Origin of the sequence: Desulfitobacterium sp. LBE (assembly GCF_007830365.1) — a bacterium.
GTDB lineage: Bacteria > Bacillota > Desulfitobacteriia > Desulfitobacteriales > Desulfitobacteriaceae > Desulfitobacterium > Desulfitobacterium hafniense.
This window is the reverse complement of record NZ_VLKD01000001.1, coordinates 1,621,077-1,636,416: the sequence shown is the minus strand read 5'-3', so window position 1 is coordinate 1,636,416 and position 15,340 is coordinate 1,621,077. Positions and strand designations below refer to the sequence as shown.

Annotated in this window: 17 protein-coding genes; 16 read left to right on the top strand and 1 reads right to left on the bottom strand. The window is 50.9% G+C overall.

All coding sequences use genetic code 11. From position 1 onward, the window contains the following. Window positions 1-114 precede the first annotated feature (114 nt). The 16 genes from DESLBE_RS07795 (at window position 115) to DESLBE_RS27245 (ending at window position 14,419) form a co-directional block, all read left to right on the top strand. Window positions 115-399, top strand: coding sequence for a DUF5316 family protein (locus tag DESLBE_RS07795; RefSeq protein WP_026198675.1), 285 nt, complete (start codon window positions 115-117; stop codon window positions 397-399). 132 nt (window positions 400-531) lie between these two features. Next, complete coding sequence (locus DESLBE_RS07790; protein WP_018305154.1) at window positions 532-741, top strand: type II toxin-antitoxin system HicB family antitoxin; 210 nt, start codon at window positions 532-534, stop codon at window positions 739-741. Further along, window positions 741-968, top strand: a complete 228-nt coding sequence (locus tag DESLBE_RS07785; protein WP_018305155.1) for a type II toxin-antitoxin system HicA family toxin — start codon at window positions 741-743, stop codon at window positions 966-968. The genes DESLBE_RS07790 and DESLBE_RS07785 overlap by 1 nt, the downstream gene beginning before the upstream one ends. Before the next feature lie 74 nt (window positions 969-1,042). Further along, window positions 1,043-2,509 (top strand): YcdB/YcdC domain-containing protein, encoded by a 1,467-nt coding sequence (locus DESLBE_RS07780; protein ID WP_144676174.1) that lies wholly within the window; start codon window positions 1,043-1,045, stop codon window positions 2,507-2,509. Between the two features lie 262 nt (window positions 2,510-2,771). Further along, on the top strand, window positions 2,772-3,593 hold the full coding sequence (locus tag DESLBE_RS07775; protein ID WP_144676172.1) for an AraC family transcriptional regulator: 822 nt from the start codon (window positions 2,772-2,774) through the stop codon (window positions 3,591-3,593). A 144-nt stretch (window positions 3,594-3,737) separates the two neighbouring features. After that, complete coding sequence (locus tag DESLBE_RS07770; RefSeq protein WP_144676170.1) at window positions 3,738-4,724, top strand: ABC transporter substrate-binding protein; 987 nt, start codon at window positions 3,738-3,740, stop codon at window positions 4,722-4,724. Window positions 4,725-4,818: 94 nt separating this feature from the next. Next, window positions 4,819-6,537 (top strand): ABC transporter ATP-binding protein, encoded by a 1,719-nt coding sequence (locus tag DESLBE_RS07765; protein ID WP_144676168.1) that lies wholly within the window; start codon window positions 4,819-4,821, stop codon window positions 6,535-6,537. 21 nt (window positions 6,538-6,558) lie between these two features. After that, the gene (locus tag DESLBE_RS07760; protein ID WP_144676166.1) at window positions 6,559-7,611 is read left to right on the top strand and encodes an iron ABC transporter permease; all 1,053 of its coding nucleotides are present in this window, start codon (window positions 6,559-6,561) and stop codon (window positions 7,609-7,611) included. After that, a complete protein-coding gene (locus tag DESLBE_RS07755; protein WP_144676163.1) occupies window positions 7,611-8,678 on the top strand; it encodes an iron ABC transporter permease in 1,068 nt (355 codons plus the stop codon). Before DESLBE_RS07760 ends, DESLBE_RS07755 begins: the two co-directional genes overlap by 1 nt. A gap of 15 nt (window positions 8,679-8,693) precedes the next feature. Further along, the gene (locus DESLBE_RS07750) at window positions 8,694-9,521 is read left to right on the top strand and encodes an ABC transporter ATP-binding protein (RefSeq protein ID WP_144676161.1); all 828 of its coding nucleotides are present in this window, start codon (window positions 8,694-8,696) and stop codon (window positions 9,519-9,521) included. Beyond that, window positions 9,518-10,273 carry a nitrogenase iron protein NifH gene (locus DESLBE_RS07745; RefSeq protein WP_144676159.1) on the top strand — a complete coding sequence of 252 codons (756 nt, stop codon included), beginning with the start codon at window positions 9,518-9,520 and terminating at the stop codon, window positions 10,271-10,273. Before DESLBE_RS07750 ends, DESLBE_RS07745 begins: the two co-directional genes overlap by 4 nt. Next, window positions 10,270-11,658 (top strand): nitrogenase component 1, encoded by a 1,389-nt coding sequence (locus DESLBE_RS07740; RefSeq protein WP_144676157.1) that lies wholly within the window; start codon window positions 10,270-10,272, stop codon window positions 11,656-11,658. The genes DESLBE_RS07745 and DESLBE_RS07740 overlap by 4 nt, the downstream gene beginning before the upstream one ends. After that, the gene (locus DESLBE_RS07735) at window positions 11,639-12,871 is read left to right on the top strand and encodes a nitrogenase component 1 (RefSeq protein ID WP_144676155.1); all 1,233 of its coding nucleotides are present in this window, start codon (window positions 11,639-11,641) and stop codon (window positions 12,869-12,871) included. The genes DESLBE_RS07740 and DESLBE_RS07735 overlap by 20 nt, the downstream gene beginning before the upstream one ends. Window positions 12,872-13,058: 187 nt before the next feature. Beyond that, window positions 13,059-13,235, top strand: a complete 177-nt coding sequence (locus DESLBE_RS07730) for a helix-turn-helix transcriptional regulator (protein WP_144676153.1) — start codon at window positions 13,059-13,061, stop codon at window positions 13,233-13,235. A gap of 222 nt (window positions 13,236-13,457) precedes the next feature. Further along, window positions 13,458-14,207 (top strand): Fic family protein, encoded by a 750-nt coding sequence (locus DESLBE_RS07725; RefSeq protein ID WP_144676151.1) that lies wholly within the window; start codon window positions 13,458-13,460, stop codon window positions 14,205-14,207. Window positions 14,208-14,293: 86 nt separating this feature from the next. Then, a complete protein-coding gene (locus DESLBE_RS27245) occupies window positions 14,294-14,419 on the top strand; it encodes a hypothetical protein (protein ID WP_282433880.1) in 126 nt (41 codons plus the stop codon). Between the two features lie 23 nt (window positions 14,420-14,442). On the opposite strand, the gene DESLBE_RS07720 is transcribed toward DESLBE_RS27245, so the two are convergent. Next, window positions 14,443-15,174, bottom strand: a complete 732-nt coding sequence (locus tag DESLBE_RS07720; RefSeq protein ID WP_144676149.1) for a DUF3102 domain-containing protein — start codon at window positions 15,172-15,174, stop codon at window positions 14,443-14,445. Window positions 15,175-15,340 lie beyond the last annotated feature (166 nt).

The window sequence follows — 15,340 nt, the reverse complement described above, 5'->3', positions numbered from 1 at the left end:
GAGGGTGCAGTCGTTGAAGGCAAATATGAAACTGATATTTATATGGGCATTCTAGAGGATGATTATCGTAAGTTTATTGCAAGATAATTCAGTTTTGCGAAGGAGGGATGGGAAATGAAGTTTTTGGGAATTGGAATTATCGTAAGTTTAGCGACACTAATAATTTCGTGGTTGGTTGGGAATCCGGAAATTACAGTAAATGCGTTATTAATTATTGGCTTAATTCCGACGGCGATTTCGGCCCTATTTGCCGGAGTATTTGTTAGCGGAGATAGAATGAGAGGTAATTATTCTGGTGAAGATGATTTTAGAAAAAGAATGAGTATATCAACAAAGCTGTTTTTACTGGGTTTACCATCTCTGTTAACGGCGTTCGCAGTTTACTTCATTATGACATAGGACGCAGGGGGAAGCGCATCCATGCACTTCATTTTGTACGGGAACATTTTCAGAGAGGTCTTATAAGATGACATTATACTCTGAGTTTATGGTAGAATAAGGTTAGAATCCTATATGGAGAGTGAGATAAGTATGACTTATAAAGTGACTGTCATTGTTCAGAAAGATGACGATTGGTATGTTGCAAAGTGCTTAGAGAATAGCGTGGCTTCTCAGGGAAAGACGGTGGAAGAAGCTATAGACAATCTTAAAGAAGCTCTGGAGTTATATTACGAAGATATACCTATCGGCCAAGACAAACAGAAGCAGTTGTTTGTTACAATGCTGGAGGTAAGTGTATAATGGGTTCGAAGTATCCGGTATTAAAGCCAAGTGAGATAATATCTGGATTAAACCAATTTGGATTCTCGGTTGTTTCACAGAAAGGAAGTCATATAAAACTTCGCAAAGAAGGAGCGGTTATCAAGACAGTTATAGTTCCTAATCACTATGAGGTAGCAAAAGGCACGCTCCAGAGCATACTTGAGCAGGCAGGAATTACTTTAGAGGAATTTACAACAAAGCTGTAGTAAAAGGGGCCGCCATCCTTGGCGGCCTTTGAATATAGGGGCCTCCTAGGTCAGATAACAGAGGAGTGACAAGTTTGCCGAACAAGGAATTATTAAGAATCGCAAATTCAGTAGTAAAGATTCCTGACGATTATGAGCTGACTATTGAGGATTATCTTGAAAGCGAAAAGGCAGAAGGAGAAGCCATTTTCTTATGGACCGATAAAAAGCGGGATGAGGCGATCTCTGTTCACCTTGATGCTCAAGGGAACTTAACCTATTTATCCATTGATCGGCAAGAGAAAGAACCCGCTGCCATAGCCATGGATGAAGTTGAAAAAAGAAAATGTGCGGAGCTCTTTTTATGTACTCATTACCCGGATGCTTGGAAAGATTTAACCTTCTCTAAAACAAAAAAACTGTCCCATGCTGATCGTTTCTATTACGAACAAATCGTGATGGGCTTACCTTTAGAACATGCCGGGTGTTATATGGATATAGACTCATTAGGAGAGGTTGTAACCTTTTCCTCTTCCTATAAAGGAGTAAGGAGAATTCCGGAAATACCTTCTACTCAAATATCTAAAGAAAAATTGAAGGAACACATAGGCCATGCTCTTCAATTCCGACTCAAGATTCATTTATTGCATAGTGAGATCCATGATGTGGAACAAGGCGGTCTTTATTTGGTATATGAACCAAATGCCGTTTTCCAGAAATATCGAGCAGCTGATTTATGTCCGGAAACAAAGATGAGCAGTGATGAAGGGGAAGGCGAAACCTATGTTCCCCTGCGAACCTTCTCATTAAAGAAGGTTCGCCGAGACTTAGGAATTGCAGAAGTGGTGGGTATTACGGAAAACCTTGAGATGATCCGTGAAGTGGATATGGGGAAAGAGAGGGGCATTGTCTGGCGGGATCGTAATTGGCAGGTGATGGAAAAGGATTTGTCCATGGACGGCTTTTTCAGGCGGCAAACAGAAGATACGGTTAAGGCTTTTGTTTCCAAACGTTCTGGAAAAGTGAGGAGCTTTATCTGGTTTATGGAGCGGAAGGGTGATAGGCAGCTGACCCGCGAAGAATGCTATACCATTGCCATTGAGTTTTTAGAATGGGTGATCCCGGAGTATTTCGGCTTCCTTCAACTAACGGTACCCAAAGCTGGAGATGAAAATGAGGAACAGGAAAATTGGGATGATGATATAGATGATGATATAAAGGAAGCGTTCGTTTTCACAGCTCACAATGGTCATGGCATACCTGTAGACTCCATAGTCACAGTTACTGTCAACCGTACCACAGGGCTGGTTGATTACTACAACGGACCTGATTTTGATAGTGAACAGCTGCAGCAGTTGCCGATAAAACCGGCACTGACAGAAGAGAGAGCCAAGGAAATATTTATGAGTCATTTGGATTTTGAGTTGAAATGGGATCATAACTATGGCGAAGAAGAGTCAGATACACTTGTTTACCGACTATGTGATGTTAAATCAAGAACTCCAATTCGCTATATTGATGCCATTACCGGGGAAGTTAGGCACTGGAAAAGAAACCCTTAGCCAGGTAATAGTTTTCAAGGAAAATGGATGAAAATACAGGTCGGAAAATTGGAGACAGTAAATTCCCAAATAAGCGGTTGCATTACGAAAAAAATGCAGCCGTTTTCAATTGCACAGATGGGTGGAAGTAATCCACAAAAAAGACTTAGCATCCTTGACATCCCCACAAGGGTGTAGTATATTTTAATTTAAATGATAATGATTATCATGCTCAGAAAAAGCGATTGCTTCTAAAATAATAAGCCCTTTGGAGGAAAACGTCTTGGAAATCAGCCTTAATGAAATTATCGATTATTATGCCAAAGCGGATGTATCTTTTGTGGGAGCTTTTGGGGAGAGGATATCTCCCGAGTTGAAAGTCCTCAACCGGCAGACCAACCCGGCTGGGGGAGGATTGGTTATTCCTTTCAGCGGCAGCGCTTGTTTTACCTTCGACGGCAAGCCTTATGTTATAGAACCGGGGATGGTGGTTCATGCCGGTCCCGGTATGCGGCTGAGCAAGGAAGTCATCGGTGACCGGGAATGGGAGTATGCTGTGATTCACTACCATATTCCCCAGCATGAGAGGAACGAATATCCCTTGTTTCACAAAGATTTTTCACTGGTTCATGGCCACAGCGCCAAAGTTCCCCATCTGGTACGGCAGATTCTCGACAACCAAAGCATGCCTGGTGCGGCGGCAAAGTTCCAGACCAAAGTCCTTTTCCTTTCCTTATTGCAGGAAATATTCACAGCAGCCTGCGGGCAGCCTGGCCACGAGGACAGCAAGCTGATCGAAGAGGCCATGGGATATATCCGCTTGAACTATGCCGATGAACTGACCGTGCAAAAAGTGGCTGATGAGTTTAGCACCGAAAGGCGGCAGTTTTCCTATTTATTCAAACGTCATACGGGAATGAGTCCCATCCATTACTTAATCGAATGCCGGATCAGCAAAGCTAAAGAGCTGTTGGGCTCCCCAGGCTGTTCTGTGAAACAGGTGGCGGGATGGGTCGGCTATACGGACAGTCTTTATTTCAGCAAAGCCTTTAAGAAATACACGGGGGTTTCGCCGTCGGAATACCGGGATGGCATTGCCCTATAAGTTCGCTTAGCCAAGCAGGAGCAGAGTCAGCAAAAATCCATAGGGTTTTGAATTTTAGTCCATTTCAATTTAAAGTATCCCTTGCTATACTGACACTGATGAGTTAGCTGCAACTAACTCAAACGCTATTGGAGGGGTATGATAATGAAAAAACTAATGGTACTGATAGTGTCCATCTCACTGATGCTGGGGCTGCTTACAGGCTGCGGCGGAGCACCGGCCAACAATAATGCTGAGGTTCCGCCGGAAAATACGCCGGGGACAGGGGAGGAAGCTGCCTGGCCCAGGACCTATGTGGACGCCGTGGGCAATGAAATCGTCCTGGATAAGAAGCCGGAGCGCATTGCTCTGCTGAATTTTCATAATTACGAACCCATCGTGGCTTTAGGCCAGATTCCTGTGGCGGCTACGGATACGGAGACGGTTTACAAAGGGTGGGGTTCGTTGATCCCTTATGCGGAGAAGTTTGAAATTATTGATGTAGGGGCCACGAAAGCCCCCAATCTGGAAAAATTGGTGGAGGTTAACCCGGATGTCATCCTCTATATTGACAGCACCCAGGGCGCTATTGTGGAAGACTTGAAAAAAATAGCCCCCGTCATTGCCGTGGCCGGCGGACCGATCCCCGGCTATGGAGAGAATTGGTCCACCTGGCAGGGGGTGATCAGAGAGTATGGCATGATGTTGGGTGAAGAAGCAAAAGCTGAGGCTGAAATTGCCAGATTAGAGGGCTTGCTGACAGATGCCAAAGCAAAGCTTGCTCCTTATCAGGATAAAACCTTTGTCTTCATCAGACTTCAGGAAAAGGATATCTATTCCTGGATGCCGGATTTTGCCTTTAATCCGGAAAAAGGCATCGGCCTGAAAAGCCCTTATGAAAAACCGGGGCAATTATCCCTGGAGAGCCTGGCCGATTTGAATCCTGACTTTATCATCCTCTATGACGAAATAACCAATACCGTGGATGAAGATAAACTGGCTGATTTAAATGCCAACAGCTCCGTATGGCAGTCTTTGACGGCAGTGAAAGCGGGGCAGGTGATTCCTGTCGATCGCTCTGCCTTTTCCGGCGGACCTCTGGGTATGGAAATCGGGATTCGCTCCCTTGTTGAAGCACTGACAAGCAAGTAGAAAATTTACCGGGCGTTGCCTGTTCGGACGGCCAACGCTCGGTTTCTCTTTGCTGAAACCTTCAACTATTGACGAAAAAAGGGGCAAATCAACCATGATGATCAGACGGTTTCTGCGGTACTACAGCCCCTACAAGGGACTGTTTCTCTTGGATATCTCCTGTGCTGTAGCGGCCGCCTTGCTGGAATTGTTTTTTCCTTTTACGGTCCAACATATTGTCGATACCCTCCTGCCCAGAGGAGACTGGAAGCTGATTTTAGGGGCCTGTGGCCTGCTCGTCTTGATTTATATCGTGAATACGGTGCTGAAATTTGTGGTGGGGTATTGGGGAGAAAAACTGGGACTCTACATCGAGACGGATATGCGGATTGAGATTTACACCCATCTGCAAAAGCTGTCCTTTCGCTTCTTTGATAATCATAAGCAGGGCCAACTGGCCTCCCGGATCACCAACGACCTCATGGATATCGGCAATATGGCCCATTATGGACCGGAGCATTTTTTGATCTCCACCTTCACTCTGGCCGGTGCCATGGTGATGATGTTTCACGCCAACTGGCAGCTGGCCCTGCCTCTGAGCCTGTTTGTGGTGATCCTGCTGGCGATCAATATGCATTTTATGCGCCGGCTGGTGGTGACCAGAAAGCGCATGTTCGGCGCCGTCGGCGGTTTTTTGTCTAGGCTGGAGGACGGTATCGGCGGCATCCGGGTGGTGCAGGCTTTTGCTAACGAAGACCATCAGAAAAAGCTGTTTGTGTCGGACAATCAGCGTTTTTGTGAAGCCAAAATTGACGGTTTCAAAAATGTTGCCCAGAACGAGGCCGTTACCTATATGTTTATCAGCCTGCTGCCGGTGCTGGCTCTGTTGGGGGGAAGCTGGTTTACTTTGAACGGCGGGATGACCGGCGGTGAGCTGTTCAGCTTCATTCTCATTGCCAATGTGATGGTCATGCCCATCCGCATGCTGGCAGCTTTCTCCGTCCGCTTTCCCAACGGTATGGCGGGCTTTAAGAACTTTGTGGAAATTATCGATACGGAGCCGGAGATCAAGGATGCGCCGGATGCGGTGGCAGTATCCTCCCTGCGGGGGGATATCCGCTATGAGCAGGTGAGCTTTGGTTATCGTGAGGACAGCACTGTCCTGAACACTATCGATCTGTCTGTCCGGGCCGGTGAAACGGTGGCTTTCGTAGGGACATCGGGCGCCGGTAAAACCACCTTATGCAGCCTGCTTTTGCGCTTCTATGAAGCGAATGAAGGGCGCATCACCATTGACGGGATGGATATCCGCAAGCTTAAGCTGGCTTCTTTAAGGCAGCAGATCGGTGTAGTGCAGCAGGATGTTTTCCTTTTCTCCGGCAGCATTGGGGAGAACATCCGCTTCGGCAAGCTTGGTGCCACGGAAGAAGAACTATGGGAGGCGGCCCGCCGGGCCCAGCTGGACGATTTTATCCGGGAGCAGCCCGAGGGCATGGATACCTTGATCGGGGAGCGGGGGGTAAAGCTTTCCGGAGGACAGAGGCAGCGCATCGCCATTGCCCGCATGTTCCTGAAAAATCCGCCCATTCTCATCCTGGACGAAGCTACATCCTCCCTGGATACCCTGACCGAGTCTTCGATTCTGCAAGCCTTGGCGGAGTTGGCCCAGGGGCGTACCACTCTGATCATTGCCCACCGGCTGGCCACCATTCGCAATGCCGACCGGATCGTGGTCCTGACGGAGGAGGGTATTGCCGAAGAAGGGGGCCATGAGGAGCTTTTACAGAAAAATGGCATCTACAGCAATTTGCATAGGGCGCAGGTCGGTGCATAGCAACAAGGGGGCTGTCAGTCAATGAAACATATCAAAGAGTCCGCACAACTGCTTAAGGTGGAACAAGAGAAGAAAAAAGGCCGCACCTGGGCGGGGAGCCTCATCATTCTGGGCGGAACGGGACTGCTTATACTGCTGATGGCCTTTTCCATCACCAAGGGAGCGGCGGAAATCCCTCTTTCCGTAATCAAGGATGTGCTGTTCCGCTTTGACACTACCAATACCCAGCATTTAATTATCATGGATCTCCGCTTGCCCCGGGTCATTGCCAGCGCTCTGGTCGGGGCGGCCTTTGCTGTGGCCGGAGCCATTATGCAGGGGATCACCCGCAATCCTTTGGCGGATTCCGGGCTGCTGGGGCTCAACGCCGGAGCCGGTTTTGCCCTGTCCATCTGTTTCGCTTTTTTTCCCGGGATGGGGTATATGCAGGTGATCTTTTTTTCTTTTTTAGGTGCGGCTCTGGGGGCGGCCCTAGTCAACGGCATCGCCTCCATGAGGCGGGGAGGGGCCACTCCCATGCGGCTGGTGCTGGCCGGTGCCGCGGTCAGCGCTCTTCTGATCGCCCTTAGTCAGGGCATTGCTCTGTATTTTGAGGTAGCTCAGGATATTATGTTCTGGACGGTGGGAGGAGTAGCCGGTTCCAATTGGGTCCAGATTAAGATCATGACACCATGGATACTGGGTGCTCTGCTGGGGGCCGTGATCCTTTCCCGTTCCATCTCCCTGCTCAGCCTTGGTGAAGAGGTGGCCAAAGGATTGGGCTTGAACACCCTGACCATCAGTATGCTCTGTTCTCTGATCGTGGTCATCCTGGCCGGGGCTTCCGTTGCTGTGGTAGGTGCCGTGGGTTTTGTGGGGCTGATCATTCCCCATATTGTCCGTTATTTGGTGGGGGTGGATTATCGCTGGATCATCCCTTCTTCGGCGGTCATGGGGGCTTTGCTTATGGTGCTGGCGGATCTGGGGGCCCGGAGGCTTAACCCGCCCTTTGAAACACCCGTCGGCGCTCTGATCGCTGTGGTCGGCGTCCCCTTCTTTCTCTATCTCGCACGCAGGCAAAAGAGGGCATTGTAATGAACACGCAACTGAACATTCAACAACAGATTCAACAGCAAAACAACGAAATGTACAAAAGGAAAGTAGCCCGGCGGCACCGGGTGATCCTCGCCGGATGTGTGGCACTGCTCATTCTTTCCCTGCTGATCAGTATGAACTCGGGTTATGCCAAGCTGACTCCCCTGGATACCCTGCGCACTCTGTTGGGGGGCGGCACGGGCAAGGAAAATCTGATTTTATTCAGCTTCCGGCTGCCCCGGATCGTGATCTCCATGCTCATCGGCGGGGGACTTGCTTTATCCGGCTGCATTATCCAGAGTATTTCCAGGAACGGACTGGCGGACCCCGGACTTCTGGGAATCAATGCCGGTGCGGGACTGATGGTCATTCTCTATGTTATGTTTTTTGGCGCCCGGTCCTTTTTGTCCATCTTCACTTTACCCTTTTTATCCTTAATAGGAGCGGGGGTTACAGCGGTTCTTGTCTATATCCTGGCCTTCAAAAAAGGGGAAGGAATCGCGCCCATGCGTCTGGTCCTGACCGGTGTGGCTGTCCAGGCGGGGATTTCGGCTCTTACCACCCTTCTGGTGGTTAAGCTGGACGACACCCAGTTCGACTTTGTCGCCACCTGGCAGGCGGGCAGTATCTGGGGATCCAACTGGAATTATGTGCTGGCCCTTTTGCCCTGGCTGCTCCTGCTTATTCCCTATGTCATGATGAAAAGCCGGGTGCTGGATGTGCTGAATCTGGGTGAGGATGAGGCCTGCGGCCTGGGGGTGGCGGTGGAACAGGAACGGCGCAAGCTCCTTGGGGCAGCCGTTGCTTTGGCAGCTTCCTCAGTGGCGGTCAGCGGCAGCATCAGCTTTGTGGGATTGATCGCTCCCCATTTAGCCCGGCGGCTGGTGGGCCCGAAGCATAGCATTTTGCTTCCTGCCTGTGTTTTGGTGGGAGGGGTCCTGGTGGCGGTGGCGGATACCATCGCCAGGGTGATCGTCCAGCCCGCGGAAATTCCTACCGGCATCGTGGTGGCCGTGATCGGCGCACCCTATTTTCTCTACTTGCTGGCCAAAAGCAAAACAGCATGAAAGGAGCTGAAGTAGATGAACAGTATTGCCACAGAGTGTCTGGCCATCGCCTATGAAGATAAAATGGTGGTGGACAATCTGGATATGCAGATCCCCCAAGGAAAGATCACCACTATTATCGGAGCCAACGGCTGCGGAAAATCAACGGTTTTGAAGGCTGTGGGGCGCATCCTCAAGCCTAAGGGAGGCATGGTCTACCTGAACGGTGAGGATATCCGGCGCCTGTCCACCAGGGAAGTGGCCCAGAAGATGGCGATTCTGCCCCAGTCTCCCCAGGCTCCGGCCGGTTTGACGGTAGGTGAATTGGTGGCCTACGGGCGCTTCCCTCACCAGCGGGGCATGGGCAAGCTTAAGGCCGGGGATAAGAAGATCATCGCCTGGGCCCTGGAGGTAACCAAGCTGACGGAACTGGAAACGACCGCCGTGGATAATCTTTCCGGCGGCCAGCGCCAACGGGTCTGGATCGCCATGGCCCTGGCCCAGCAGACGGATCTGATCCTTCTCGACGAGCCCACTACCTATCTGGATCTGTCTTATCAGCTGGAGGTGCTGCAGCTGCTCTACCAGCTCAACCGGGAACAGGGCTGCACTATCGTCATGGTTCTCCACGATTTGAACCTGGCGGCCAGGTTTGCCGACTATATGGTGGCCATCCGGGGCGGAAAAATCATCCGGCACGGAACGCCGGAGGAAGTGATGACCGTCGAGGTATTGCGGGAAACCTTCCAGATTGAGGCGATGATTATTAAGGAATCCCGGACCGGGAGGCCTACTTGTGTTTTCTATGACCTGATCGATCAGCAAAAGCAGCAAAAGAAAGTATCCGGAGGAACTTTGACATGAAAAAAATTGCAATCTACGGCAAGGGCGGCATCGGCAAATCCACCACCGTATCCAATGTAGCGGCCGCCATGGCCGCCATGGGTCTGAAGGTGCTGCAAATCGGTTGTGATCCAAAAGCTGACTCCACCCGTAATTTGACCGGCGGGAAAAATATCCCCACCGTTTTGGATACCCTGCGGGAGCAAAGCGACGCCACCCTTGAGGAGCTGGTGGTGGAAAGCAGCACCGGAGTATTGTGTGTGGAGGCGGGGGGACCTGTACCGGGGGTAGGGTGTGCCGGGCGGGGGATTATCACGGCCTTTGAGAAGCTGGAGGAACTGGACGCTTATGCGATCTACCGGCCTGATGTGGTCTTGTATGATGTCCTGGGCGATGTGGTCTGCGGCGGTTTTGCCATGCCCATCCGGGGCGGCTACGCCGATGAGGTGTGCATCGTCACTTCCGGTGAGATGATGTCCCTGTATGCGGCGACCAACATCTCCCACGCCGTCAAAAGCTTTGGCAAGCGGGGCTATGCTTCCCTGCGCGGGTTGATTCTCAATGCCAAAAACTTCGAGGGAGAGCAGGAACTGGTGGACAAAGCGGCGGCGGAGATTGGAGCGCCGGTTCTTTACCGTCTGCCCCGGGATCCGGCAGTACAGCAGGCTGAAGCCCAGGGCAAAACCGTGGTGGAGGCTTTCCCGGATTCGGAGATGGCCGGGCATTATACGGCCCTGGCCAAACTCTTGCTGGAGGGGGATGCTAAAGCATGAAGGAGCTAAAGGAATTAAAAGAATTAAAAGAATTAAAAGAGTTAAAAGTGTTGAAAGATTTAAAGCATTTAAAGCGCCTGTCCTCAGTCAAATCCGGCACAGGGATTAAATTCCTGACCCCTGCCGTTTCACCTGGGTCCCACTGTCCGATGCGAATCGCCTCCGTGATTGTCAAGGATATTCAAGGCCTTTCCTCTTTGCTGGTGGGAACTCAGGAGTGTGCCACGCATTCCCGGCTCTTTAACCCCCATCCGGAGGGCAGGCAGGGGGAACTGCACTGGCTGTATACTCTCAGTGATCAGGAGGTGGTGTTTGGCTGCCGGGAGGGAGTGCGGGATGCCCTGAAAAAGATGGACCAGGCAGGGGCCAAGGCGATTCTGCTCATTGCCACCTGTATTCCGGAGTTAATCGGCGAGGATATGGAAGGAATCATTCAGGAAATTCAACCGGAATTGTCGGCACGGGTTACCTATGTGATGCTGGGTCAATTCAAGAATGTCAGCCATCCCCCCGGCTCCTGGAAAACCATGAAGGCCTTGGGGGTGCTGATGGAAAGGAAAGCCACGGATCCCAGGCGCATCAATGTCCTGGGCCGCGCCCCGGAGGAAGACCATATTCCTGAGCCCTCACTGCTTCCTGAGCTGGTCAGGCAGGGCATTGCTCTGCGCTATCTGGCACCGGGTGCTTCCCTGGAGGATTTGCAGAGTGCAGGGGATGCAGCTCTCAATCTGGTGGTGTCTCCTTATACACAGCCCCTTGCCGTACAAATGGAGGAGGAATTGGGAATTCCCTATGTCAGCCTGCACCATCGTTATGCCGTGCAGGATATCGACCAGGCCTATGAGGAGATCGCCCAGCGCTTCGGCTTATCCTGGGGGGATGCCTTTGCCGAAGAGCGCCGGCGGGCCCTGGTTCTGGAAAATCAGGCCCAACAAAGGCTCGACGGGCTGCGGTTTGTCTGCGCGCCCAGAGTCGATTTGCCTATTCCTCTGTCAGTTTACCTGACCGTCCTCGGTATGGAACCCCTGCTGCTCCATTTGGAGGAGTATTACCCTGAGGATAAGGACCATGCCCGGGAACTCATCACCAGGGGGCAGGACCCTCTGATCTGCCGGATGGTTAATGAAGAGGCGGAGCTGTCCATTCTACAAAAACTGAACCCGGATCTCTGCTTGGGCTATATGTCCTATACGGATATCAGAATTCCCTGTGTAGCCAATATGATGGATTATTACGGTCAGGTCGGTTATGAGCGGACCAGGGGGTTATTGACAAGGATTTTGGGAATAGCGGCGAAAAAGGAAAATAAGGAATCAAAGGAAAATAAGGAGAATAAGGAGAATAAGGAGCAAGGAGGAATGGCTTATGGGACTGCATCGCTTTAAACCCATACCTTCAGGGCGGATGGGCACGTTGTGGACCCTTGCCACGATCAAGGGTGCCGCTCTTGTGGAATTCGGCTGTATGGGACATATGCTTTACAGCGGCGTCACCCTGAAACGGGCCGGGGTTCACGACGGCTGCAAACTTTACTCCACCCATATCGACGAGGCGGATATTGCTCTGGGAGGAACAGGCCGGCTCAACCATACCCTCGCTCATGTCTTAAAGCAGGACCGGCCCCGGGTGATTTTTCTGCTGCCCTCCGCTATTCCCGAGGTCATCGGGACGGATCTTCCGGCCCTCTGCGAGGAACTGCAGGGGGATTACCCCGATGTCCGCTTACTGCCTTTCGGTCATGGCGGCTTTGCTGTCAATCAGCACCGGGGCATTCAGGAAGCCCTGCTTCTCCTGGCCAAGACCTTGCCGGTAACCATCGAAAAAACAGAGCGGCCTACCTTTAATATCATCGGCTCCTGTGCCGATCTGTTCCGCTTCCAGGCTGATGCCGGGGAAATCCTCCGCATCATGGAGGGAGCCTTCGGCATGAAGCCGGTTTGCGTGATGACTTCCCACACCTCTGTGGAAGACCTGGAGAGGATGGGAAGTGCCCATATCAACCTGGTCCTGCGCCGTGAAGGGGAACCTGCCGCCAAGCATCTGCAAAAGCGCTTCGGAACCCCTTATCTGCTCGGGCGTCCCTATGGCCTGGAGGGAACCCGCCTCTGGCTGGAACAGATCGCCCAACTGTCCGGAATCCCGGTGGATGCCGCCTTCCTCAACCAAGAGCGACAGCTGGCCTGCAGCCAGCTGGCCCCAGTGATCCCTCATTTCCGCTACATCACACGCTCCCATCCGGAGGAAGCGATGCTCTCTCTGGGCGGGCATGCCGATGTGGTCAAAGGGATTCTGGAGTTTGGCCGTAAGGAGCTTGCTCTTCCGAAAGGCACCTGCTGGTGTGATTGTTCCGAGATGGGAAGTGAAGAGATTCCTTATTTTGGAGAAGACCAATGGTCCCGGGTGATCCGGGAGCATAAAAAGGGTCTGCTCATGGCCAGCGGCGAAGCTCTGGAATGGGCGGGGCGCAGTGGCGACATGCAGATCGCCAATCCCGATACCAAATGGCGCCTGCATCCTTATGAGCCGCCTTTGGTCGGATTTCGCGGCGCGGTTCATTTGGTCAACCTGTGGAGCAATGAGGATAGGGATGACCATTGATGAAGGGAGAGGGAGGCAGGTAAATATGAAAAAGGCTATTGGCGCTAAGTCCATAGCCTTTTTCATAATGTCAATTTCCATGCCGTGGGGCGGCAGCATCAGATGCTGAAAAATTTGACCCGGATCGCGTAGCTGCACCGCTCAAGCCCGAAAAACAGCCCAAGGGTTTTGCTTTACAAAAGGGAGCTTGAGCCTGGCCGAGCTGCGCATCCAACGGGCCAAAGATCTGCTGCAAACCTGTTCTTCGGTGAAACAGGTGGCCGAATGCGTGGGCTTTTCAGATAATCCCTATTTCAGTAAAGCCTTTAAAAAGCAAACCGGGGTCTCCCCCTTGGAGTTTCGCCGGCATCTTAAAAAAGAATGAACTTTGAAATCCCAAGAGGGCGGACTGCAAAAGAGGGTTTGTAAGATTCGAATCCGGATTCGAATCTTACAAGCCCTCTTTTGGTTCAAAATATAGGATATGCTTCTCACCGGCTAGGCGTGACAGAAGGTGAAAGAGCTCAAATAACAAACAAAAAAGATGATAAAAGGGCTGGGAAGTGATATAATTGTTATGGAAATATTATGCAGAAAGGAGAGGCTTATGAAGCAACGCTTATTGGATCGGCTGCTGGAAGAAAAGGAAATGAAGCTGAAAGGCGGTCTGTACCATCGGACCCAGATCAAACTGGCCTATAACTCCAACCGGATTGAAGGCAGCCGCCTTTCTGAAGATCAGACCCGGTATATTTATGAAACGAACACGATCACTATGGAACCGAATGAAGCGGCGAGTGTTGACGATATTATTGAAACAGTCAATCACTTTGCCTGCTTTGATTATATGCTTGCCAATGGGGATGAGGAACTATCGGAAGGAATGATTAAAGAATTCCACCGGCTCCTGAAAGGTCGTACATCGGATGAGCGCAAGGAATGGTTTCAGGTTGGAGACTATAAAACAAGACCGAATATGGTTGGGGACATGGAGACAACGGCACCGGCAAAGGTTGGCCGTGAAGTCAGTAAACTTCTTTCCGACTATCATAATAAAGGGAGGATTACCATAGAGGATATTGTCGATTTCCATCATCGGTTTGAGAGTATACATCCTTTTCAGGATGGTAATGGACGAGTGGGCCGAATCATTATGTTTAAGGAATGCCTGAAGCATGATATCATGCCTTTGATCATTGACCATGAGCATAAGTTATTTTATTACCGTGGCCTCCAAGAATACAAAAGAGAAAAAGGATATCTCAGGGATACCTGCCTGTCGGCACAGGATCAATACGCAGCAATGGCAGCTTATTTCTATCCGGACATAATTCAGCCGGGGCAGGAAATGAATTAATCCCGACAAAGAGAATAGCATATAAGCGCCTTTTAGCTTCAATTGAAACTGAAAGGCGCTTTTTTGTCAGAACTACAGCTGAAAATATGCTGTATTGCGAAATTGCCGGCCAGTGCAGCACCAAAGCCAAAGCAGATGAGACTCACTGTCCATCTGCGGGCATCGCTTGCCCCCACCTTAAAGCCATCATCGGCCTGCCCCCCAAAGCGTAGCTCAAGGGGAGCCGCTTTTATGGCTATTCCGAGTCATTTGTCTTAACGGATAAATTTGTTCTAATCGCGGGAGGGTATTCCTGCAGTGTCTGAACCATGTTGGTCGCAATTTCCAAGGCCTTTTTCCGGTTGACTTCCTTCCGCGCCGTGTCTATCCTGCTCTGGACCACGAGTGTTTTCAGCAGCTCATTATAGGCGCTGATCAGGTTGTCGCGGTGCAGGGCAAACAGCTCGTCACACTTCTTGCTTTCGGTGTAGGTTTCGGCGGTTGGCTGCACGGTTTTGGGCTGTACTTTTCTCAGCTTTGGAGTTACCTTGACGACCGGGACCAGTTCCGTGCTCTGTTTTTTTTCCTGAACAGCTGCCTGAAGTTCTCGTTTGCTCATCTTTTCAACATCATGGCAGGCCAAAAATTCTTCCCGCTCCTCCGCCGGAATTCCCAGAAGGATAACCGCCTGGGAGAAACTAAGATTCGAATCCGGATTCGAATCTGGCAAGCTCACGCCGGGTGAGGCGGATTTAGGCCCGAATTCCCGGTAGATCCGCATCAGGTGATCGGCTGTCCGCTGGGAATAACTGACTTCTTCCTTCAGCCATTTCCCCCATTCCCCATAGGGGAGCATTGCCTTGGCTTCCGTCAGGCAGCGCCCGATCTGAATACAGCTTTGGAGCATGATTTTGTCGGTCCGGCTTTTTATTAAGTTAATCTCGGACGCAATTTGCGTCGGCGTCCGGACAGATAATTCAACGTCCATTTTGGTTACACTCCCTTTAACCGGAAATATTCTACAGAGTATACAACAGAATATTCCAGTCCCTAGGCGAGTGTGAGGGCTTCAACTGCGGTGTCCTTTCACTTTTTAGACGGAAATACGCCATTGCCCCCATGATTACATTGGAAAAATAGGTGAGGGTGGCAAT